This is a genomic window from Deinococcus sp. KSM4-11 (assembly GCF_004801415.1).
Classification (GTDB): Bacteria; Deinococcota; Deinococci; order Deinococcales; family Deinococcaceae; genus Deinococcus.
The window spans coordinates 332,208-352,351 of the sequence record NZ_SSNX01000003.1; the positions used below are offsets into that span (position 1 = coordinate 332,208).

Here is a 20,144-nt window from a genome sequence, read left to right on the forward strand (position 1 = left end):
AGGCTAGAGCGCCGCGTCTGTCAGTGACCTTTCGGCCAGCCGCCGCGATGTGAGATTCCCGCGTTCCGAGGGCCCCGCCGTGGGTTCACGCTTCGGGGGCCAGTGTCACTGCAGGCGGCGGGTATAGCGTTGGGACAGGCCCAGACTGCCCAGCAGCAGCAGGCCGGCCAGGGCACCGACGATCCCGGAGACCTCGCGCCACTCCATCTTCCACGCCAGGGAGCGGCCCATCTCCCGGTACACCGAGCTGAGCTGAGACGCCGAACGCGCCTCGTAGTAGCGCCCGCCGGTGGTCGTGGCGATCTGCTGCAGGGTGGCGGCGTCCAGGCTTCTGCCGGGCGGATTCCAGCGGTCGCTGCGCAGCGATTCGCCGGCCGTACCTAGCCCGACGGTGTACACCTTGATGCCGGAGGTCTTGACACGGGAGGCCGCCTGGAGCGGGTCGACGCCGCTGTTGTTGCGGCCGTCCGACAGCAGCACGATGGCAGCGGCGGGTTTCTGATCCGCCGTGGGCGCCCTGGCTGTCCCGTCGACCAGGGCGTTCAGGGCTTCAAGGAGGCCGTCGCCAATGGCAGTGCTGGAGCCCAGCGTGAGACCGTCGATGGCCGCCAGCACCTGCTCATGGCGGCTGGTGGGCGGCGCATTCAGCAGGGACGACCCGGCGAAGGAGGCCAGGCCCACCCGCGTGCCGGCCGGCAGGGATTTCACGAACGACCGGGCGGCCTGCTGGGCGGCCACGAAGCGGCTGGGTTCGATGTCCTGGGCGCGCATGGAGCGGGAGACGTCCAGCACCAGCATGATGGCCGTGCGGTCGTCCGGCAGCGGCACGGCGGCCTGGGGACGGCTCACCGCCAGCAGGGCCAGCCCCACCGCCCCCAGGTACAGTGCCGAGGGCAAGTGCCGCCGGACGGGATGCGGGCGGCCCTGGGCGCGGGCCAGCAGCGCCAGATCCGGGTGGATGGCGGCGGCCCGCGCGGGCTTCGGCAGGCCGCGCAGGTAGATCCAGACCAGTGGGGGCAGGAGGACGAGCAGGGCCAGGGCCCACGGCCAGATGAACATCACGGGATCCTCCGGTGCCACCTGAAGCCCAGCCCGCCGCCCACGATCAGCAGGAGGGCGGCCAGCCCAGCGAGGGGCGCGCTCAGGGTCAGGGGCGTGGTCGTCCAGCGGATCGCAGTGCCCAGGCTGCGGGAGATCCCCTGCAGTTCGCCGGGGTCGGGCGTGTCGAGGAATTCGCCGCTCGTGAGCTGGGAGAGCCGCTGGAGGCCCCGGCTGTCGAAGGGCACGAACACCATCTGCCCCCCGATCTGGCTCACGGCGCCGCCTTCACGGCCCAGCGCCACGGCGTACACCTTCACGTCGTACATCGAGGCGAAGCGCGCGGCGATCAGCGGACTGCCCCCCCGGTTGGAGATCCCGTCCGAGAGCAGCAGCACCGCGCCGGGCGGAAACGGGCCCTGCGGGGCGGCGCCGCTCCCGGAAGATGTGCCCTCCAGTTCGGGCGGGGGCGTGGCCGCTTCCCGGCCCGGCAGGGCCCGCACGGCGCTTACCAGTGCCCCGGCCAGCGAGGTCGCCTGGGCGGGCTTCACGCGCGCCAGGGCGTCCAGCACGGCCCGCCGGTCTGTGGTGGGCGCCACCAGCACCGCCGCGCGATCCGAGAAGGTCAGGAACCCGATGTGCGTGGACGACGGGGACAGGCGCAGGAATTCCCGGATGACACCCTGGGCGGCGGCCAGCCGGGTCGGGCGGACATCGTCGGCCAGCATGGACCGCGAGGTGTCGAGCGCGATCATCACGGCAGCCTGGTTGGAGGGCAGCCGCACCGGCGCGACCGGCTGCGCGGCGCCCAGCAGCAGCAGGCCCAGCGCGCCCAGTTGCAGCGCCTGCGGCCAGCGGGTCTGCCGGGGCGCCGCGTCATGGAGGGCAGCCCCGAGCAGCGCCGGGTCGGCGTATGCGCGCCGCCGCCGGTCACGCTGGCGGGCCCAGACCCGCAGGGCCACGAGGGCCACCGGCAGCAGCACGAGCAGCCACAGCAGCAGCGGTGCGTCGAAGGTCATGGCCGCCGCCCCCGGCGGGCCGACACGAAGCGCAGCAGCGGCCCGACCGGATCACGTTCGGTTCCTAGGTCGAGGAGATCCACCCGCGCCGCCCGCAGGGCCCGGCGCAGCGCACTGTCACGTTCCTCCACCAGCCGGGCGTGCGCGGCGCGCACCTGCGGACTGGAGGTGTCCAGCCACAGTTCCTCGCCGGTCTCCGGATCGCGGACACGCAGGCCGCCCACATCCGGCAGCGCCCGCTCGACCGGGTCGGAGATGCGCACGGCCACCACGTCGTGCCGCTGCGCCAACCGTCCCAGGGCGCCGGTCCAGCCACGGCCACCGGGCGGCACCGCCTCCAGGAAATCGGAGACCACGAAGACCAGCGAGCGGCGGCGCATCAGGTGGCCGGCGGTCGTCAGGGCCGCTTCCAGGGTCGTGCGGTCGCCTGAAACCGGGCCGGGCGCGGCCTGGCGGGACAGCAGGGCCATCACGGCCAGCGCCTGCGCCCGCCCGTGGCGGGGCGTGGCCATCCCGGCGGCCGGGCCGAAGGTGAGCGCGCCGAGCCGGTCGCCGTGGCGGGTGACGATCAGGGCCGCCACCCCAGCGAATTCCCGCGCCAGATCCTGCTTGAGCACGCGGCGGGTGCCGAAGTTCATCGACGCGGACGTGTCGACGAGCAGCCAGGTGGTCAGCTCGCGCTCCTCCTGGTACTGCCGCACGTGCAGCCGCCCACTGCGCGCGGTCACGTTCCAGTCGATGCGGCGCACCTCGTCGCCCGGCTGGTACTCGCGCACCTCGGCAAGGTCCAGGCTGGGGCCGTAGAACAGCCCCCGGTAATCGCCGAACAGAAACCCGTCCAGGCGACGCACCACCTTGAATTCCAGCCTTCGCAGCAACTGTGCCGGCAGTTCCGGCGGCGGCCGCACCTCGGCGCGGGGCGGGGGGGGCACCGGGCGGGCCGGGCGGCGTCTAAGAAAGGTCATCTCGTGGCCCGTCCGGCGGGCGGGTGCCGTGCGGGTCGCCCATGTGCACGCGCGGCAGGGGCACGGCGGCGATCACGCGGGTCACGAGGTCTTCGAGCCGGATCTCCTCGGCCATGCCCTCATACGACGGAATGATGCGGTGGCGCAGCACCTCCGGAGCGAGGTCACGCACGTCCTCGGGCAGCACGTACTCGCGGCCTCGCACGATGGCGAGCGCCTTGGCCCCCAGGATCAGGTTCACGCTGCCGCGCGGACTGGCCCCGTACGCGACCGCGCGTTGCAGGTCCGGCAGGCCCACGTCGGCGGGGGAACGCGTCGCCCGCGCCAGGGTCACCGCGTACTCGATCACGGCCGGGGGCACGTACACCTGGTCGGCCATGGCCTGCAAGGCCCGCAGTTCCTCCCCGGACAGCTGCTCCGTGATGGCCGGGAACGTCTGCGACACCCGCTCCACGATGGTGATTTCCTCGTGGACACCCGGATAGCTGATGATCACCTTGAACATGAAGCGATCGACCTGCGCTTCCGGCAGGAAGTACGTGCCCTCCGACTCGATGGGGTTCTGCGTGGCGAGCACCAGGAACGGATCGGGCAGCCGGAAGGTCTGGGTGCCGATCGTGACCTGCCGCTCCTGCATGGCCTCCAGCAGCGCCGACTGGATCTTCGCGGGCGCGCGGTTGATCTCGTCGGCCAGGATCAGCTGGGCGAACACCGGCCCCAGTTCGACCTGAAACTCACCCGTCTGCTGGTTGTAGATGCGCGTCCCGATCAGGTCGGCAGGCACGAGGTCCGGCGTGAACTGAATGCGTTTGAAGGTGGCCCCGATGGCCTGCGCGGTCGTCTGGATCGTGAGGGTCTTGGCCAGCCCCGGTACGCCCTCGACCAGCACATGCCCCCGGGCGAGCAGCGCCACCAGCAGCCGCTCCAGCAGCAGATCCTGCCCGACGATCACCTTCTTGACCTCGAACAGCAGCGTGCGCAGACGGGCGGCAGCCTGAGTGACCGCCTCCGGCGGCAGCGGCGTCAGGGGAGCAGCGTCGGGGATCACGACCTGATCTCCGGCCCGGGGAACTGCGGCGCGTCCGGCGCGGGCGCCTGCGGAGGCTGCACCGGGAACAGTTCGCTGTCACCGTTCGGGGTGTTGCCGCCAGGGGCCGTGCCCGGCTCCATGCGGTAGAACTGCCCGTCCTTGAACATCAGCACCGTGCACTCTCCTTGACCCGGCGCCTGCCCGGGCTGTTGCGGTCCGGTTCCGGGCTGCTGGCCGGGGCCGGGCGTGAGGGGAATCACTTCGCGGGGATCGCTGTTCATGGGGTCAACCGGCACAGGATCGTCGTGCGCCTGATCCACGATGGATCGCCACACCGACGCGGCGCCCGGAACTGTCGCTCCAGGCACCCCGGCCCGGCCCAGCGCGAACCCCACCCCCAGCGCACCGAGGGCCAGCACCACCGGCCACCCCTTCACGGTGTAGTCCAGAGGGAAAGGAGGAAATACACCTGAGGCCGACAGTCTGAAGCGGTCACGCCAATCTCCCGGGTGAGTGAGAACGTCCGCCCACTGTACGCCTTCCGGAATCCGAAGAAAGTGCTCCAAGAAATCCGCAGCTCGACAGGCGGCGCCGGGGTTGATTGAGGCACAGGCCTGAAAAAGATCGACCACTGGGCTGCGTGGAGGGCTTGGCGGTCGAGGGGCGACGACCGCCTTCGAGTTCGATGTGTACCCGCTCGACCCGGACGTGATGTTCGCCATGGTGTTCTAGCCAGCGCACGGCCACTCGTTCGCTATGCGGGCCGCCCTGTACGCTGGGTATGTTGCCGCCGGTGAGCTGCGGAGCATCTGGTGGCTCTGAGTGGTGTCCAGCCGTTCTCCCAGTTGCAGCAGAAATCTCCGTCCGGCCGCCAGTCTGACTGGACGTCTGCGTACTCGACCGCCCTGCCGGACGAGGCGCTAATGCTGACCACCCTGGCCGCCCGCAGCCCATCACCGCTGTCGACCATGGACTTGTGGCGCCTGGGAGGCACACTCGACCGTATGCCCGTGAAGGCCGGCGCCTACTCCATGTACCTATTGGGCTTCGAGGCGAACTGGGACGAACCTGATTTGGAGACGTGCGCCCGCAATATTGCGTGGATCCGTGGGTGTCTGGAGGCGTTCGCACCGTGCTTTAGGGGCGGCACGTACCTGAATTTCCCCGGCATCGAGGAGGACGTGCTTGCCCAGGCTCCATCCGAGCCGCATCTGCAACGCTTGAAGGCCGTGCGCGAGCAATGCGATTCCGACTACCTGTTCAGGAGGCAGGAAGACAAGGCCATTAGGGCGGCCTCACGATCCCAGAGGACAGGCCGGTGGCAACGCCACTGTCTTGAAACATGGCCGTAAGAGCGCCTGCTTCCAACGGAAGCACCTGCTGACGAAGCCCGTGGTGTACTCGCTCTATAACTCAAAATCCATCGCCCCACACTTAGGTTCAATCGTCCAGGGCATCGACGAAGCCCGCTTCCGTCGTGGCCCTGACCTCCTCGAGGGTGCTGCCCGGCATCACTTCGGTCAGCGTGAGCTGCCCCTGTCGGAACGCGAACACAGCCTTGTCGGTGATCACCATGTCCACCGCGCCGCGGGCCGTCAGCGGCAGCGTGCACGCCGAAACGACTTTCGGCGTGCCATCCGGATCGGTGTGCGTCATCAGCACGATCAACCGCCTCGCGCCCGACGCCAGATCCATCGCGCCCCCCACCCCCAGCAGCGGTTTGCCCGGCACCGCCCAGTTGGCCAGATTCGCGTGGGCATCGACCTGCAGGCCACCCATCACGGCCACGTCCACGTGGCCGCCCCGGATCATCCCGAAACTCTCGGCCGAGTCGAAGTAACTCGCCCCCGGCAGCGCCGTCACCGGACTCTTCCCCGCGTTCACGGGATAGTCGAGGGCGCCGCCGTCCTCCGGGGCTGGTCCCACGCCCAGCATGCCGTTCTCGGTGTGCAGGTTGAGCCCCAGGTCGGGGGTCATCAGGTCGGCGACCAGCGTGGGAATGCCGATGCCGAGGTTCACGACGTCACCGGGATGGAGTTCGGCCATGGCCCGTCGGGCCATGGCCAGGCGGGCCTCATCCACCTTCCTGGCACTGCCCTTCACATCGGCGCTGCTGCCCAGATCATCCACTGTCAGGGTGGCCTGCACCAGGTAATCGACGTACAGGCCCGGCGTATGGACGTGCTCCGGGGAGATCGTCCCGACCGGGACGATCTCCTCGACCTCGGCGATCACGAGGTCGGCGGCGGTCGCCATCGCGCGGTTGAAGTTCTGTTCGGTCAGGCGGTACTGCAGGTTGCCGGCGGTGTCCGCCCGCCACGCGCGGATGAAGGCCACGTCCCCGCGCAACGCGGGGACGAACACCATCTCCCGTCCATTCAGCACCCGGACATCGGCCTCGCCCGCAATCACGGTGCCAGCGGCCGTGGGCGTGTAGAACCCGCCGATCCCGGCCCCACCCGCCCGCAGCGCTTCGGCCAGGGTGCCCTGGGGAATGAGCTGCACCTCCAGGCGGCCGTCCTGGGCCGCCTGCACTGCCTCGCGGTTGGACGTGAAGAACGACCCGATGGCCTTGTTGAGCTGCCCGTTGCGGAGCAGCCGCCCACCACTGAGTCCGGGTTCCCCGACATTGTTCCCCACGAAGGTCAGATCTCGCACCGAGGTCTCCGCCAACGCGTGGACGAGATGGACGGGGGTGCCCGTCATCCCGAAGCCGCCCACCAGCAAGGTCTGGCCGGGCTTCACAAGGGCTGCTGCGTCCTGTGCGGTGATCACTGGAACAGTCTTCATCCTTCGATCCTTTCGATAATCGCCGCCTCGCCCTGGCCGACGCCCACGCACAAGGTGGCCAGACCGTAGCGTCCGCCGGTGCGGGCGAGTTCGTGCGTGAGGGCCACGACCAGCCGCGCTCCACTCATGCCCAGCGGGTGCCCCAGGGCAACCGCGCCGCCGTTCACGTTTACTCGGGAGGCATCCAGTCCCAGTTCCCGGATGCACGCGAGGGCCTGAGCGGCGAACGCCTCATTCAGCTCGATCAGGTCGAGGTCGCCGACGCTCAGGCCGGTGCGCTCCAGCACCTTGCGCGTGGCGGGAATGGGGCCGAGCCCCATCACGCGCGCCTCCACTCCCGCCGCCGCACCGCCCACCCAGCGGGCCAGGGGCGTGATTCCCAACTCGCGCGCCTTCGAGGCGCTCATGAGCACCAGGGCCGCTGCCCCGTCGTTCAGGCCGCTGGCGTTCCCGGCCGTGACCGTGCCCCCCTTCCGGAACGCCGGTTTCAGCCCGGCCAGGGTCGCCTCGTCCGTGGCGAGGGTGTAGGTGTCGCCCGCCTTGGCCATGCGCGGATGCTCGTCGGTATCGAACAGCGTGGTGCCCTTCCGCCCTTTGATCTGAACCGGCACGATCTGGTCAGTGAAGTGCCCGGCGTTGATGGCGGCCACGGCCTTGCGCTGGCTCTCCAGCGCGAAGGCGTCCTGATCCGCGCGGGTGATCTCTCCGCCGACGTACGCTCCCTGTCGGCTGCGCTCGACGATGTTCTCGGCCGTCTCCCCCATCGCTTCCAGCGGGAACAGGGCTTCCATAGCGGGGTTCGGATAGCGCCAGCCCAGCGTGGTGTCGTACGCCGTGACGTTCCCGGTCGCGAAGGCCGTTCCTCCTTTCGGCAGGCTCAGGGGGGCGCGGGTCATGCTCTCCACCCCCCCAGCGACGTACACGTCGCCGTCCCCGTTCCGGATGGCGCGGGCCGCCGTGTTGACCGCGGAGAGACCCGAGGCGCACAGGCGGTTCACCGTCAGACCCGCTGCGCTGTCCGGCAGGCCCGCCAACAGGCCCGCCATGCGGGCGACGTTGCGGTTGTCCTCACCGGCCTGGTTCGCGCAACCCAGGATGACCTCCTCGATCTGGTCGGCCGGCACTCCGGCGCGGGCCACCGCCTCACGGATCACCAGGGCGGCGAGGTCATCGGGACGAACGGTGGACAGGCTGCCGCGGATCGTGCCGATCGGCGTCCGCAAGGCGGACACGATCACGACATCCCGGTCGGCAAGGTCGGCGGCGTGGAGGGCGGGTCTGGATGAGGTCATGGTTCGGTGCTCCTTGGTTCCGCTGTGTGCGTGCGTGGAAGGCGGTCGATCAGAAGGTACGTGACGCCCGAGTAGTCTGCCTCGGTCAGCGGGAGCGCCTGGCCGGGAGCGGTTCCAGCGCCGTCGAGAACGTCTGGCCCCGTTGGACAGTTCGGCGGCCACGTCGCGTTCGATTCCTAGGTGCTGGAGGGTATTCGACGTGTTCCCCATTCCGTATGGAGTCCGTTCGAGACCAATCTCGACGATCTGGCCGCAGCGTGCCAAACAGGCGCAGCCCTACACAAGGAAAATCCCGCCTTGCGGCGGGGGTTCTGTGGTGTGGCTGAAAGGCTCTGTGCTCCTGGCCGACGAATCCGTGGACAGAATGGACGGGATCAAACTAATCCGTCGGCCCGCTCTCAGCCCTGTCTGTCACGGGCCTTGCTGGCATTCACAGGGGAATGATCAGCTCGGCGAGGCCACGGGGGTAGAGACTGAGACGCTCACTTCCGTCCGCCGTGACCAGCACCGTATCGGAGTGTCGGAAGCCGGCCAGACCGGGAACGTACAGGCCCGGCTCGATGGAGAAGATCATGCCCGGCTCGATGACGGTGTGGTCGTCGAGGTCGAGGAACGGGTGCTCGTGGCCCTCCAGGCCGAAGGCGTGCCCGGTGTGATGCCGCACCAGCCGGGTCATGTCGAGGGTGTCCTCGATGTACCCGCGTACGTCGGCCTCGACCTGCGCGCAGGTGCGGCCGGGACGCAGTGCGGAGAGGCCGGCGTCCTGCGCGCCGAGCATGGCGGCGAAGTACCGCTCGAAGTCAGGGGTGGGGTTGCCCACGTGCATGGTGCGCTCGAGCTCGCTCTCGTAGCCGCCCACGACGCCGTAGGCACCGGTGACGAGGACGTCTCCCGGCTCCACGCCCACGTTGCGGTGCAGGCCGTGCGGGTGGGCAGTGTTGGCGCCGCCGATGAACATGGTGTTGGCGGGCAGTCCCTCGCGGGACTTGGGCACGTAGCGGTCGCCGAGCGCCGCCAGCATCTCACGGGTCGCCTGGAGGCTGGCGGTGTGCGACACGACGAGTTCGTTGACGCCCGGCGCGATGGCGTCCTGCATCAGCCGGTGGGCGTGGTCGCCCCAGCGGCATGCTTCACGGATCAGGGCGATCTCCGCCGGGCTCTTGACCATGCGCTGGTCATCAATGAGGGCCAGGCCGTCCGCGACCGGCTGCCCGAGCAGCGCGGAGAGCGCCGGCCCCCGGTACCCCCAGCGGTTCTCGTAGCCGTCGTGGTCGGCGGCGATGCGCCCCTGTGTGTGGTGGGCGCGCAGATGGTCGGCCAGCACGCTCAGCGGGTGACGCCCGCTGCCGCCACCCGGATATTCGGGGTAGGTCAGGGGCGAGGGCAGATCCGGGCACTGGTGGGCGAAGTGGTCGCCCTCCAGTTCGGGCAGCAGCACGGTCACGTCGCCCGTGGCGGTCAGCACCACGCCGACCGGCCGCTCCGTGGCCGCGAAGTGGAAGCCCGTGAGGTACGCGACGCGCACCGGGCCGAACACGCAGATGACGTCGAGCTCCGCGCCGTGCAGCCGCGCCGCGAGCCGTTCGCGCCGCTGGGCGTGTTCCGCCCGCGTGATTTCCAGTCGGGTCGCCGCCGTCATGTGCGGTGCGCCTCGGGCTCGTCCTGGGGTTGCAGGATCAGTTCACTCGCGGCGCGGTCGGCCACCTGCTGCACGCAGGAGGCGAGTTCCGGCACGCGTTCCCGCAGCACGCGGCCGCTGGAGCCGGCGATGCCCACCGCCGCGATGACCTTGCCGGCGCCGTTGAGGATCGGCGCGGACAGGCAGCGCACGCCGATCTCGCGTTCCTCGTCATCCACGGCGTAGCCCTGCTCGCGCACGACCTGGAGGGCCGCGTCGAGGTCGTCGGCGCTGGTGATCGTGTGCGGCGTCCGGGGCCGCAGGCCGGTCTTGTGGATGATGTCGCTGACCCGGGCGGGCGGCAGGTCGGCCAGGAACAGCTTGCCCACGTCGCTGCAGTACAGCGGCGCGATGGAGCCCGGCGTGGTGAACATGCGCACCATGCTCAGGGGCTCGAGCTGGCTGAGGTACATGGCGCTGGTGCCGTAGAGCTCGGCCAGGTGGGCGGTCTCCCCGGTCAGGTCGACGAGGTCCTGCAGGTAGGGCCGCACGCGCCGCACCAGGTCGTACCGCAGGTACAGCGACCGACTGATCTCGACGATCTCCGGGCCGATGTCGTAGCGCTTGGTGCTGTGATCCTGGTGGATGTACCCGTTGGCCGTCAGGGTCTGCACGATGCGGTGGATGGTGCTGGGGGCGAGGCCGGCGGCCTGGGAGAGTTCGGCGATGCTCAGGGGCCGCTGGGCGTCCACGATGGTGTTGATGAGGGTCAGGGCGCGCTCGATGCTCTGGACGTTTTCACTCATGTCGGCTCGACCTCAGGCCTGGAACATCATGAGGCTCCGCGGCGAGTGCATCTGGCCGTACAGGGTCTCGATGAAGGCCGCCCGCTGCTCCGGACGGATCCGTTCGCGCACCGAGCGCACGGCCTCGTCGCCGTGCCAGTACGAGGCGATGAAGGGCCCCCGGAAGCTGTAGCTGGCAAAACGGATGCGGCCGTCGATCCACACGGGCTGCCCGAAGCTGGAGGCCTCCAGGAACGCGCGCACCCGCTCCTCGCTCCAGCCCGCGCCCATCTGGTACCACGCGGCGCTGGTGGCGGTCGAGGATCTCAGGCGCCGCAGCGTCATGTGAATGGCGTCGTTGGTGTCCTCGACCCAGTCGATCAGGTGCACGCCCTGGTCGCCGATGCCCTCCTGCACGCAGCCGGTGACGGCGTTGGCGGTGCACAGCAGGACGTCGGCGGTGCTCTCGCCGCGCTCGGCCGCGCTCTTGGTGTACAGGAGCTGCGTCGAGTGGCCGGGGAACACCTCATGGCACACCAGGTGCTTGAGGGCCGAGCGCGTGAAGTTCAGGTCGACGTTCAGATCCATCTGCCCGGCGTTGAAGTTGCAGCGGGCGGTGAAGGGCACGCCGCGCACCTCGTTCAGCGCCATGGTGTAGTCGCCGGTGGGGTAGATCAGGGCGTCGGTGCGGCTCTGCGCCTCGCGCATCAGGGCCGTGAAGGTCGCCCCGAGCTCGCCTGCCGCGATGGCCCCGTCGGCTTCCCAGCGGTGGACGCGCTCGCCGAGGGTGCCCTCGCGGTACCCGGCCTGCTGCAGCAGCGTGTCGATGGTGGCCTGCAGGTCGTGGATCACGTCGTCACTGACCGGCTCGGCCGGCACGCCGACGAGCTGCTCGAGCTTCTCCTTGAAACTCAGTTCCTCACCCTCGAAGAGCCGGGCGGCCGTGCGCAACGACCGCAGCATGTCTTCCAGGAAGGCGCGCCGCGGGCCGGCACCGAGCTGGAGCGTGGCACTGTCGAGGGCGGCCAGCTCGGTGTGCACCTCTTCCCAGTCCTGGTAGGCCGGCGCCGGTACCAGATCCTGGCCGAGATAGATCGGGACGAGCCCCTCGCTGTCCAGCACGCCGTGGCCGCGGGAGAGCCGGCGCTCGAGCTGATCCATGCCGATGGTGAGCGCCGTGAGTCGCTGGCCGAGTTCCTGATCCTGAACCGTGATGTCTTGCGTGGGCATTGTGACCTCCTCCGAGAGCGTAGCGCAAATTCCGCATCGTGGAACCATAGACCCAGCCCGCCATTCCGCATCGTGAAATCAGTCACGCATTTTGCTGTTGACTTGCTCTGGTACAGTCCTTACAATCCAGGCGTTCAACAAGAATTGCGTCGGCCCAGTGGAGATTGATCATCACCCCGTTTATGGAGGTTGCATCATGACTCGGAACATCCGTACCCCGCATTCCGCATCCCGAAACGTCCTCCGCACCGCTGTCGCGAGCCTCATTCTGCTAGGCGGAATGGCAGCCGCGCAGCAGCGTGGCGGCACCCTCACGGTCGGCCTCGGCTACGACATCGACACCCTGAACGTGTACTCCACCGGCTTCCTCGGCGACGTCCAGGCGGCCGTCGTCGAGGGTCTGGTCGCGCCCGACGCCAAGGCGAACTACGTTCCGGTGCTGGCCACGCAGGTGCCCACCGTGCGCAACGGCGGCATCAAGATCGCGCCGGACGGCAAGACCATGACCGTCACGTACCGCCTGCGCCCCGGCTTGAAGTGGTCGGACGGCGTGCCCATGACCTCCGAGGACGTGAAATTCACGTGGGAAGCGGTCAAGAACCCCAAGTTCATCGCGGAGAGCAAGGACGGCACCGAGGACATCTCCTCGATCGACACGCCCAACGCCACCACCGTCGTCGTGAACTACAAGCGCGTCGCCCCGGACTTCATGAGCACGCTGTTCACCTTCGGGATCTTCCCCAAGCACACGCTCGACGGCAAGGATCTGAACACCGACGCCTACAACGAAAAACCGCTCGGCACCGGCCCCTTCATGGTCAAGGAATTCAAGCGCGGCCAGTACGTGATCCTGGAACGCAACCCGTACTACTGGCGCAAGGACAGCAAGGGCGTGCAGCTCCCGTACCTCGACGGCATGATCTTCAAGATCATTCCCGACAGCAACACGCTGGTCACGCAGGTGCGCACCGGTGAAGTGCAGCTCGCCTACGGCATTCCCTACTCGCAGGTCACGCAGCTCGACGGCGTGCCCGGCGTGAAGATCGTCAAGAACAACGTCCTGAGCTGGCAGCACCTGGACTTCAACCTCAAGACCATCGACGCCTTCAAGGATGTCAACGTCCGCAAGGCCTTCGCCTACGCGATCAACAAGGCGGCCGTGAGCAAGGCGCTGGGCGGCTACCCCACGCCGATCAACACCGTGGTCGTGCCGGTGTTCTCCTACACCAACCCCGCCGTGCCCAAGTACGACTACAACCTCGCGCGCGCCCAGCAGCTGCTCGACGCGGCCGGGTGGAAGGTCGGCTCCGACGGCGTGCGCGCCAAGGATGGCAAGCGCCTGAGCTTCAAGATCATGGCGCAGGCCGGCCGCTCCACCGACGAGGACGCCGAGCAGGTCATCATCGCGTCCCTGAAGCAGGCGGGCATCGAACTCCAGCCCGACAACAAGTCCGGCGTGGCCTTCCGCGACGCGCGCTACAAGGGCAACTACGACCTGTTCTACGGCGGCTGGATCACCTCGGCCGATCCCACCTACAGCGTGTTCTTCGGCAGCAAGGGCGTGAACAACGGCCAGGGCTACGCCAGCGCCAAGATCGACGCGCTCTTGGCCCGCGCCGAGAGCACCCTCGACCCGGCGCAGCGCACCGCCGCCCTGCGCGAGTTCCAGACGGAACTCATGACGGATCTGCCCAGCATTCCCGTGACCAGCAACCCCTCGATGATCGCCGTGACGGAGAAGCTCGGCGGGTTTGTGCCCAACCCGACGAACATGACCAACTTCGTGAACACCAGCGGCTGGTACCTGAACAAGTGAGGGCGGGCGGGTCATGCCCGCCCCTCCATTCGGAGTTCCTGTGAACGCGACTCACCTCCTCAAACGGCTCCTCGGGACGCTCCCCCTGCTGCTCGGGGTGTCGCTCCTGCTGTTCGGCGTGCTGCACCTGGCGCCCGGGGGGCCGCTCGACGTCTACGCCGACAATCCCTCGGTGAGCCCCGAGGCGCTCGCGCAGATGCGGACGGCCTTCGGGCTCGACCAGCCGCTGCCCGTGCAGTACGTGTCGTGGGTCACCGCGTTCTTCACCGGCGAGTGGGGCTACTCCATCCGCACGGCGCGGCCGGTCACGCAGGAGATCGCCGAGCGGATCGTGCCGACCCTGATCCTGGGCGGCACCAGCTTCGTGCTCTCGCTGCTGATCGCGCTGCCGCTCGGCATCGTGAGCGCCGTGCGCCGTTACAGCGGCGTGGACTACGTGATCACCTTCCTGTCGTTCCTGGGCGTGAGCATGCCGGTGTTCTGGCTGGCGCTGATGCTCCAGCTGCTGTTCGCCGTGCAGTGGAGAATCCTGCCCTCGGCCGGTATCCAGACCATCGGCAGCAACTCGGTGCTCGACCTGATCCACCACCTGATCCTGCCCGCATGCATCCTGGCGTTCGCGTCGGTCGCGGGCTGGAGCCGCTACATGCGCTCGAGCATGGTCGAGGTCCTGGGCCAGGATTACGTCCGGACCGCCCGCGCCAAGGGCCTCACCACCAGCCGGGTGGTCTACCACCACGCGCTGCGCAACGCCCTGATTCCCATCATCACCGTGGTTGCGCTGGACTTCGCGACCATCCTGTCCGGCGCGGTCATCACCGAGACGATCTTCGCGTGGCCCGGCATCGGGCGGCTGTTCATCGAGAGCATGAACGGCCGCGACTACCCGGTGCTGATGGCCCTGATGATGGCCGGTTCCTTCGCCCTGATCCTGAGCAACCTCCTCGCCGACCTCGCCTACGCGGCGGTCGATCCCCGGATCCGCTATGAGTGACGCCACCCTGCCCACCACCCAGCGCCGGGCGGCCGACACGCCCTGGCGGCTGTTCGTGCGGCGCTTCCTGCGGCACCGGCTGGCGGTGACCGGCCTGGTGGTGCTGTGCATCCTCGGGCTGCTGGCCGTGTTCGCACCGCAGATCGCGCCCTACGCCTTCGACGGCCAGGATCTCAGCATCATGGGTCAGCCGCAGCCGCCCAGCCGCGCCCACCTGATGGGCACGGATCAGCTCGGCCGGGACGCCTTCACGCGCGTCCTGTACGGCGCCCGCGTGTCGCTGGCCGTCGGCCTGGCGAGCGCCCTGCTCGCCACCCTGGTCGGCACCCTGATCGGCTCACTCGCCGGCTACTACCGGGGCGTGGTCGACAGCGTCCTGATGCGCCTGACCGACGTGGTGCTGTGCATCCCGCTGCTGCCGCTGGTCATCCTGCTCTCCGGCATGCTGCGCCCCAACGTGGCGCTGCTGGTCACCATCATCGGCATCCTCGGCTGGATGGGCACCGCGCGGCTCGTGCGCGGCCAGTTCCTGAGCCTGCGCGAGCGCGAGTTCGTCGAGGCGTCGCGCGCGCTGGGCGGCAGCAACAACCGCATCATGTTCCGCCACATCCTGCCCAACGCCCTCGGGCCGATCATCGTCGCCACCACGCTCGCGGTGGGCAGCGGGATCATGCTCGAATCCGCCCTGTCGTTCCTGGGCCTGGGCGTGCAGCCGCCCACTCCGACGTGGGGCAACCTGCTGAACTACGCCAGCCAGTGGCTCCAGAGCGCGCCGTGGCTGGCCCTGTTTCCCGGACTGCTGATCCTGATCACCGTTCTGGCCGTGAACTTTCTCGGCGACGGCCTGCGCGACGCACTCGACCCGCGCAGCTGAGTATCTCGATGTTGATCTTCAGATCAACCGAGTGAAGCGAGTATCGAAAAAAGTACGTTGCAGCGGAAATGGAGAGTTTCCGGAGCTGTTCCGGAAACTCGCAATGGGAGCTGCAATGTACTTAGCCCCCCACCCTGTACAGGAGCACACATGAAGATCACCATCATCGGCGCAGGCGCCATCGGCGGACTTGCCGGCGCCTGGATGACCCAGGCCGGGCACGACGTGACGCTGGTCGACCGCTGGGCCGAGCACATCGATGCCCTCAAGCGTGACGGCCTGCGCGTGGACGGCGTGCGCGGCGAGCGGCACTTCGACGTGAAGGCGCTGCACCCCCACGAACTTCAGGGTCCGCTGGAGGCCGTGCTGATCGCCACGAAGTCGCAGCACGCCCTGGACGCGCTGGAAAGCGTGCTGCCGCACTTCGGGCCGGACACCTTTGTCGTGTCCTACCAGAACGGCTTCAACGAGCCGGATCTCATCGCGCGCCTGGAAGCGGCCGGGCTGGGCGGCAAGGAGCGCGTGATGGGCTCCATTCCCAATTACGGCGGCGCGCTGGTCGATCCCGGCTACATCGAGTTCGTGCACGAGGGCCCCATCCAGCTCGGCGAGATGACCGGCGAGCGCACGCCCCGCCTGGCGGAACTCGCCGCCGCGCTGGGCGCCCTGACCGAGGTGCAGCTCAGCGACAACATCTGGGGCCAGATCTGGGCCAAGGAGGTCTACAGCGCCCAGGTGGTGTTCAGCGCCCTGGCCGACGCGCCCGTGACCGAGACGCTGGGCGTGGAACGCTACGCCCGCGTGGCCGGGGCCGTGGTGCGCGAGGCGCTGGAGATCGCCGAGGCCAGCGGTATCACGGTCGAGGCCTTCGACTTCTTCGACCCCGCGAACTACAAGCCCCAGACGCCCGAGGACACCGAGAAGCTGCTGGCGAACATCCGGCACGCCATCTGGCTGCTGAAAAAAGACCAGAAACCGGACGCGCACCAGTTCAAGAAGAAGGGCTCGGGCATCTGGTGGGACATCGTGTACCGCCACCGTCCCTCCGAGGTGCGCTCCTCGAACGGCAAGCTGGTCGCCTATGCCGAGAAGGCCGGCGCCGACTCGCGCCTGAACGCGAAGCTGTGCGAGATGATCTACGAGATCGAGGACGGCAAACGCCCGCTGGGCTTCCAGAACTACGACGAACTCGAGGGCTACGTCCAGAGCCTCGGCAAGGCGCTGCCGTGAGCGGCCCGCGACCCGAACCCGGACAGCGCCTTGGGGTCGGCGTGATCGGCGCGCACGCGTGGGCCGAATCGGCCCACCTGCCCGGCTACCACGCCTACGACCGCGCGCGGCTGGTGGCGATCTGCGACACCGTGCCGGAACGTGCCCACGCCCTGGCGGCGAAGTTCGGCATCGAGCGCGTGTACACCGATCACCGCGAGATGCTGCGCGATCCCGACGTGCAGATGGTGGACGTCTGCACGCCCACCGACACGCACCTGCCGCTGAGCCTCGACGCCATCCGCGCGGGCAAGCACGTCCTGTCCGAGAAACCCCTCGCGCACGACGCCGCCGACGCCTTCATGGCGGCGCGGGAAGCGGAGAAGGCCGGCGTGCGCACCAAGCTGGGCTTCACATTCCGCTACTCGCCGGCCATCCGGCAGATCCACGCGTGGATCAAAGACGGCACGCTGGGCGAGATCTACCACGTGCACGGCCTGGAACAGAACTCGCAGTTCCTCGACCCGTACTACCCGCTGCGGCAGGTCACGCAGGGCGCGGACTTCAGCCAGCTCATCCCATCGTCCATCGTCGGCTACGGCTCGCACCTGATCGACCTGGTGCGCTGGTGCGTGGGCGAATACGCCAATGTGATCGGCAGCATGAGCAACTTCGTGCCCGAGCGCGTGGTGCGCGGCTACGGCGAGGGCCTGCAGCGCATCCGGGTCGAGGACGGCACGGTCGCGCTGGCCGAGTTCGCCAGCGGCGCCCAGGGCATGCTCCAGACCTCGTACATCGCGGTGGGCAACTACCCCGGCGTGGAACTGCGCGTGTACGGCAGCAAGGGCGCGGCGGTCGCCCGCCTGGTCGAGGAGAACGGCGTGGCCGAGACGCTGCGCTTCGCCACCCCGGACCAGGTCGAGTTCCGCGACGTGACGCTGCCGGAGAGCGCCCTGCCGCCCGGCACGACCCTGAACACGCCGTGGCCGGAACTGTACTACCGCAACCTGGTGCGGCACTTCGTGGACGAGATCCTCGACGACGCGCCCGCCGAGTGCACCTTCTACGACGGCGCCAAGAGCCAGGAGGCCGTGAACGCCATCGTGCAGTCGTACCGCGAGCGCCGCTGGGTGTCGCTGCCCCTGTATCCCGACGAGCACCAGCCGGAGGGCGAGCGCGCGTGAGTGACGCGCACGACGCCGCCCGCGCCTACCTGAAGGTGCACGCCCAGTTCCGGCCGGTGGACGCCACGTTCATGGGCCTGCCCGGCCACGACCACCAGCTGCCGCCCGTCGGGGCAGACAGCGTCGAGGCGGAGCTGGACGCGCTGGCGGGCGTGCGCGCCACCCTGGACGCCAGCGACGGGCCGACCACCGCCGCCGCCCGGATCGACGCGCGGATGCTGGACGCCCAGCTCCGCACCGCCGACGCCGAGCAGCGACGCGCGCCCCGCCAGGACAATCCCGCGTGGTACACCGGCGAGGCCGCCTTCGGCGTGATCTCGCTGCTGCTGCCCGGCCACCACGGCGACGTGCAGGACACGCGCGACGCCCTGCGGGTTCGGCTGGAGGCGATGCCCGCCTTCCTGGCGCACGGGCGGGCCCACCTGCAGGGCCGGCCCCGTCCGGATGACGTCGCGGAGCGGGCGAGGCGCGAGGCTCGCGCGGCGGCCCACCTGCTCACCTCGGGGCTCCCGAAACATCCCCTGTGGGACGACGCGCTGCGCCTGCCCGCCGCCCGCGCGGCCCGCGCGCTGCTGGGCTACGCCGAGGATCTGGTTGGCCCGGACGCGCCGGTCGCGGGCGGCGAGGCGCACCTGGATCTGCTGATGCGCGTCACGCACGCCCTGCCGTTCGGGCCACGCGAGGCGCTGGAACGCGCGACCGAGGCCTTCGAGCGCCTGACGCACCACCTGGAAGAGCGGGCGGCGCAGCTGCCGGGGAACCTCCCCTGGACGGAGCATCTCGCGCGGCTGGAGCAGGTCAGCCCCGAGCCGGAACGCATGCTCGACGCCTACCGCGACCTGCATGTCCGCGCGCTGGACGCCGCCCGGCCGCTGCTGACGCCCGCCGCCGACTACGGCCTGGACTTCCGCTTCCTGCCGGAGTGGGCCGAGGGCACCGGCGACCTGTACTTCCTGTTCTACCGTTCGCCCGCGCCGTTCAATCCGGGCACCGGCAGCGTGTACTGGGTCACGCCGCCCGGCGCAGACATGGCCGCGTACCGGCGCGCGAACAACGCTTCCTTCGTGAAGCTGGTGCACGCCGTGCATCACGGCAGCATCGGGCACCACACCCACAACGCCCGCGCCCGCGAGGCCGGGTCGGTGCTCGCCCGCGTGGCCGGCACCGACTGCGCCTCGGGCATCGCGCTGCTCGGAGCGGGCACCATGGTCGAGGGCTGGGCGTGCTACGCCGAGGACTTGCTGGCCGAGGCGCCCGGCTTCTACACTCCGGCCGAGGAGCTGCTGCTCACGCAATTTGAGCGGCGCAACGCCGCGTCGTGCATCGTGGATCTCAAGCTGCACCTGGGCGAGTGGTCGCTGGACGAAGCCCGCGCGTTCTACCGCGACCGGGCGCACTTCGCTCCGGCCCGCATCTGGGCCGAGACCACCCGCAACGCCATGTTTCCCGCCAGCCGCGTGATGTACTGGCTCGGCACCGAGACCATCAAGGCGCTGCGCGCCGAACTGAACCTCAACCCCCACACCTTTCACGACGCCCTGCTGTCCTACGGCCACGCCCCTGCCACGGTCGTCGCCGACGAGATGCGCGTCGCCTTCTCGCCAGGAGTTCATCCATGACCCTCACCGCTGACCAGAAACTCTCGCTGCGCGACCGCTTCATGACGGTCGATACCGCCAATGTCGCCGACGTGCTCGACGACCTCGGCCGGCCGGACTGCGGCCTGTCCAGCGACCTGTGGCCCATCAAGGCCCGCCTGGAGAAGATGGGCGGCTGGGCCTACACCATCCGGGGCCAGATGACGCCGTACCCCGGCACCGGCGACGCGAAGAAGATGGAGGCCGTCAGCGGCCTGACGCCCGGCCACCTCAGCGTGTGGAGCGGCGGCGGGGCCGAGGGCGTGTGCTTCTTCGGGGAACTCATCGCGCGCGGCATGCAGTACCGGGGGTGCGTGGGCGCGGTGGTGGACGGCGGCATCCGCGACATCGAGTGGCTGGATCGCATGGATTTTCCCGTGTACACCCGCTACCGCACGCCGGTGCAGTCCATCGGCCGCTGGGCGGTGAACGCGTGGCAGGTCGAGATCTACCTGCCGGGCGCCACGACGGCGCGCGTCCGCGTGCGCCCCGACGACTTCATCCTCGCGGATGTGGACGGCGCGATCGTGATTCCGCTGGAGGTAGCCGAGGAGGTGCTCACGCGCGCCGAGGCGCTGACCGAGAAGGAACGCCTGATCCGGGCCGACCTCGAAGCCGGCGCGACCCTGCCCGACGTTCTCGCCAAGTACGGACACGTCTGAT

Annotated in this window: 18 protein-coding genes; 8 read left to right on the forward strand and 10 right to left on the reverse strand. The window is 69.2% G+C overall.

From position 1 onward, the window contains the following. Positions 1-105: 105 nt before the first annotated feature. Genes E7T09_RS11510 through E7T09_RS11530 form a run of 5 tightly spaced genes read right to left on the reverse strand, consistent with a single transcriptional unit; the run spans position 106 to position 4,489 of the window. Entirely contained in the window at positions 106-1,059 is a 954-nt protein-coding gene (locus tag E7T09_RS11510; RefSeq protein ID WP_136389491.1) for a VWA domain-containing protein, read from the reverse strand. Continuing rightward, complete coding sequence (locus E7T09_RS11515) at positions 1,059-2,057, reverse strand: VWA domain-containing protein (RefSeq protein ID WP_136389318.1); 999 nt, start codon at positions 2,055-2,057, stop codon at positions 1,059-1,061. The genes E7T09_RS11510 and E7T09_RS11515 overlap by 1 nt, the downstream gene beginning before the upstream one ends. After that, a complete protein-coding gene (locus E7T09_RS11520; protein ID WP_136389319.1) occupies positions 2,054-3,022 on the reverse strand; it encodes a DUF58 domain-containing protein in 969 nt (322 codons plus the stop codon). Before E7T09_RS11520 ends, E7T09_RS11515 begins: the two co-directional genes overlap by 4 nt. Then, a complete protein-coding gene (locus tag E7T09_RS11525) occupies positions 3,009-4,067 on the reverse strand; it encodes a MoxR family ATPase (RefSeq protein WP_136389492.1) in 1,059 nt (352 codons plus the stop codon). The genes E7T09_RS11520 and E7T09_RS11525 overlap by 14 nt, the downstream gene beginning before the upstream one ends. Next, entirely contained in the window at positions 4,067-4,489 is a 423-nt protein-coding gene (locus tag E7T09_RS11530; RefSeq protein ID WP_136389320.1) for a hypothetical protein, read from the reverse strand. The genes E7T09_RS11525 and E7T09_RS11530 overlap by 1 nt, the downstream gene beginning before the upstream one ends. Before the next feature lie 486 nt (positions 4,490-4,975). Between E7T09_RS11530 and E7T09_RS11535 the strand changes: the two genes are divergently transcribed. Continuing rightward, positions 4,976-5,404, forward strand: a complete 429-nt coding sequence (locus tag E7T09_RS11535) for a hypothetical protein (protein WP_136389321.1) — start codon at positions 4,976-4,978, stop codon at positions 5,402-5,404. 88 nt (positions 5,405-5,492) lie between these two features. On the opposite strand, the gene E7T09_RS11540 is transcribed toward E7T09_RS11535, so the two are convergent. From E7T09_RS11540 to E7T09_RS11560, 5 genes are all read right to left on the reverse strand, one after another. Beyond that, positions 5,493-6,842 carry a 3-oxoacid CoA-transferase gene (locus E7T09_RS11540; protein ID WP_168734816.1) on the reverse strand — a complete coding sequence of 450 codons (1,350 nt, stop codon included), beginning with the start codon at positions 6,840-6,842 and terminating at the stop codon, positions 5,493-5,495. Beyond that, positions 6,839-8,134 carry a thiolase family protein gene (locus E7T09_RS11545; protein ID WP_136389323.1) on the reverse strand — a complete coding sequence of 432 codons (1,296 nt, stop codon included), beginning with the start codon at positions 8,132-8,134 and terminating at the stop codon, positions 6,839-6,841. The genes E7T09_RS11540 and E7T09_RS11545 overlap by 4 nt, the downstream gene beginning before the upstream one ends. A gap of 430 nt (positions 8,135-8,564) precedes the next feature. Further along, positions 8,565-9,773 (reverse strand): Xaa-Pro peptidase family protein, encoded by a 1,209-nt coding sequence (locus tag E7T09_RS11550; RefSeq protein WP_136389324.1) that lies wholly within the window; start codon positions 9,771-9,773, stop codon positions 8,565-8,567. Beyond that, positions 9,770-10,558, reverse strand: coding sequence for an IclR family transcriptional regulator (locus tag E7T09_RS11555; RefSeq protein ID WP_136389325.1), 789 nt, complete (start codon positions 10,556-10,558; stop codon positions 9,770-9,772). Before E7T09_RS11555 ends, E7T09_RS11550 begins: the two co-directional genes overlap by 4 nt. Positions 10,559-10,570: 12 nt before the next feature. Next, a complete protein-coding gene (locus E7T09_RS11560; protein ID WP_136389326.1) occupies positions 10,571-11,767 on the reverse strand; it encodes a hypothetical protein in 1,197 nt (398 codons plus the stop codon). Between the two features lie 280 nt (positions 11,768-12,047). On the opposite strand from E7T09_RS11560, the gene E7T09_RS11565 reads away from it, so the two are divergent. The 7 genes from E7T09_RS11565 (at position 12,048) to E7T09_RS11595 (ending at position 20,143) form a co-directional block, all read left to right on the forward strand. After that, entirely contained in the window at positions 12,048-13,583 is a 1,536-nt protein-coding gene (locus E7T09_RS11565; RefSeq protein ID WP_136389327.1) for a peptide ABC transporter substrate-binding protein, read from the forward strand. A gap of 40 nt (positions 13,584-13,623) precedes the next feature. Further along, positions 13,624-14,577, forward strand: a complete 954-nt coding sequence (locus E7T09_RS11570) for an ABC transporter permease (protein WP_240741754.1) — start codon at positions 13,624-13,626, stop codon at positions 14,575-14,577. Continuing rightward, a complete protein-coding gene (gene opp4C, locus E7T09_RS11575) occupies positions 14,570-15,451 on the forward strand; it encodes an oligopeptide ABC transporter permease (protein ID WP_136389329.1) in 882 nt (293 codons plus the stop codon). Before E7T09_RS11570 ends, opp4C begins: the two co-directional genes overlap by 8 nt. A gap of 150 nt (positions 15,452-15,601) precedes the next feature. Then, a complete protein-coding gene (locus E7T09_RS11580) occupies positions 15,602-16,681 on the forward strand; it encodes a ketopantoate reductase family protein (protein ID WP_136389330.1) in 1,080 nt (359 codons plus the stop codon). Further along, positions 16,678-17,844 (forward strand): Gfo/Idh/MocA family protein, encoded by a 1,167-nt coding sequence (locus tag E7T09_RS11585; RefSeq protein ID WP_136389331.1) that lies wholly within the window; start codon positions 16,678-16,680, stop codon positions 17,842-17,844. Before E7T09_RS11580 ends, E7T09_RS11585 begins: the two co-directional genes overlap by 4 nt. After that, positions 17,841-19,463 (forward strand): DUF885 family protein, encoded by a 1,623-nt coding sequence (locus tag E7T09_RS11590; protein WP_136389332.1) that lies wholly within the window; start codon positions 17,841-17,843, stop codon positions 19,461-19,463. The genes E7T09_RS11585 and E7T09_RS11590 overlap by 4 nt, the downstream gene beginning before the upstream one ends. Next, positions 19,460-20,143 carry an RraA family protein gene (locus tag E7T09_RS11595; protein ID WP_136389333.1) on the forward strand — a complete coding sequence of 228 codons (684 nt, stop codon included), beginning with the start codon at positions 19,460-19,462 and terminating at the stop codon, positions 20,141-20,143. Before E7T09_RS11590 ends, E7T09_RS11595 begins: the two co-directional genes overlap by 4 nt. Position 20,144: the final 1 nt, after the last annotated feature.

What these genes read in the sequence shown, in the direction of transcription:
- E7T09_RS11510 (WP_136389491.1), bottom strand. Translation starts at nt 1,059, where the DNA reads ATGTTCATCTGGCCGTGGGCCCTGGCCCTGCTCGTCCTCCTGCCCCCA.
- E7T09_RS11515 (WP_136389318.1), bottom strand. Translation starts at nt 2,057, where the DNA reads ATGACCTTCGACGCACCGCTGCTGCTGTGGCTGCTCGTGCTGCTGCCG.
- E7T09_RS11520 (WP_136389319.1), bottom strand. Translation starts at nt 3,022, where the DNA reads ATGACCTTTCTTAGACGCCGCCCGGCCCGCCCGGTGCCCCCCCCGCCC.
- E7T09_RS11535 (WP_136389321.1), top strand. Translation starts at nt 4,976, where the DNA reads ATGCTGACCACCCTGGCCGCCCGCAGCCCATCACCGCTGTCGACCATG.
- E7T09_RS11540 (WP_168734816.1), bottom strand. Translation starts at nt 6,842, where the DNA reads ATGAAGACTGTTCCAGTGATCACCGCACAGGACGCAGCAGCCCTTGTG.
- E7T09_RS11545 (WP_136389323.1), bottom strand. Translation starts at nt 8,134, where the DNA reads ATGACCTCATCCAGACCCGCCCTCCACGCCGCCGACCTTGCCGACCGG.
- E7T09_RS11550 (WP_136389324.1), bottom strand. Translation starts at nt 9,773, where the DNA reads ATGACGGCGGCGACCCGACTGGAAATCACGCGGGCGGAACACGCCCAG.
- E7T09_RS11555 (WP_136389325.1), bottom strand. Translation starts at nt 10,558, where the DNA reads ATGAGTGAAAACGTCCAGAGCATCGAGCGCGCCCTGACCCTCATCAAC.
- E7T09_RS11560 (WP_136389326.1), bottom strand. Translation starts at nt 11,767, where the DNA reads ATGCCCACGCAAGACATCACGGTTCAGGATCAGGAACTCGGCCAGCGA.
- E7T09_RS11565 (WP_136389327.1), top strand. Translation starts at nt 12,048, where the DNA reads ATGGCAGCCGCGCAGCAGCGTGGCGGCACCCTCACGGTCGGCCTCGGC.
- opp4C (WP_136389329.1), top strand. Translation starts at nt 14,570, where the DNA reads ATGAGTGACGCCACCCTGCCCACCACCCAGCGCCGGGCGGCCGACACG.
- E7T09_RS11580 (WP_136389330.1), top strand. Translation starts at nt 15,602, where the DNA reads ATGAAGATCACCATCATCGGCGCAGGCGCCATCGGCGGACTTGCCGGC.
- E7T09_RS11595 (WP_136389333.1), top strand. Translation starts at nt 19,460, where the DNA reads ATGACCCTCACCGCTGACCAGAAACTCTCGCTGCGCGACCGCTTCATG.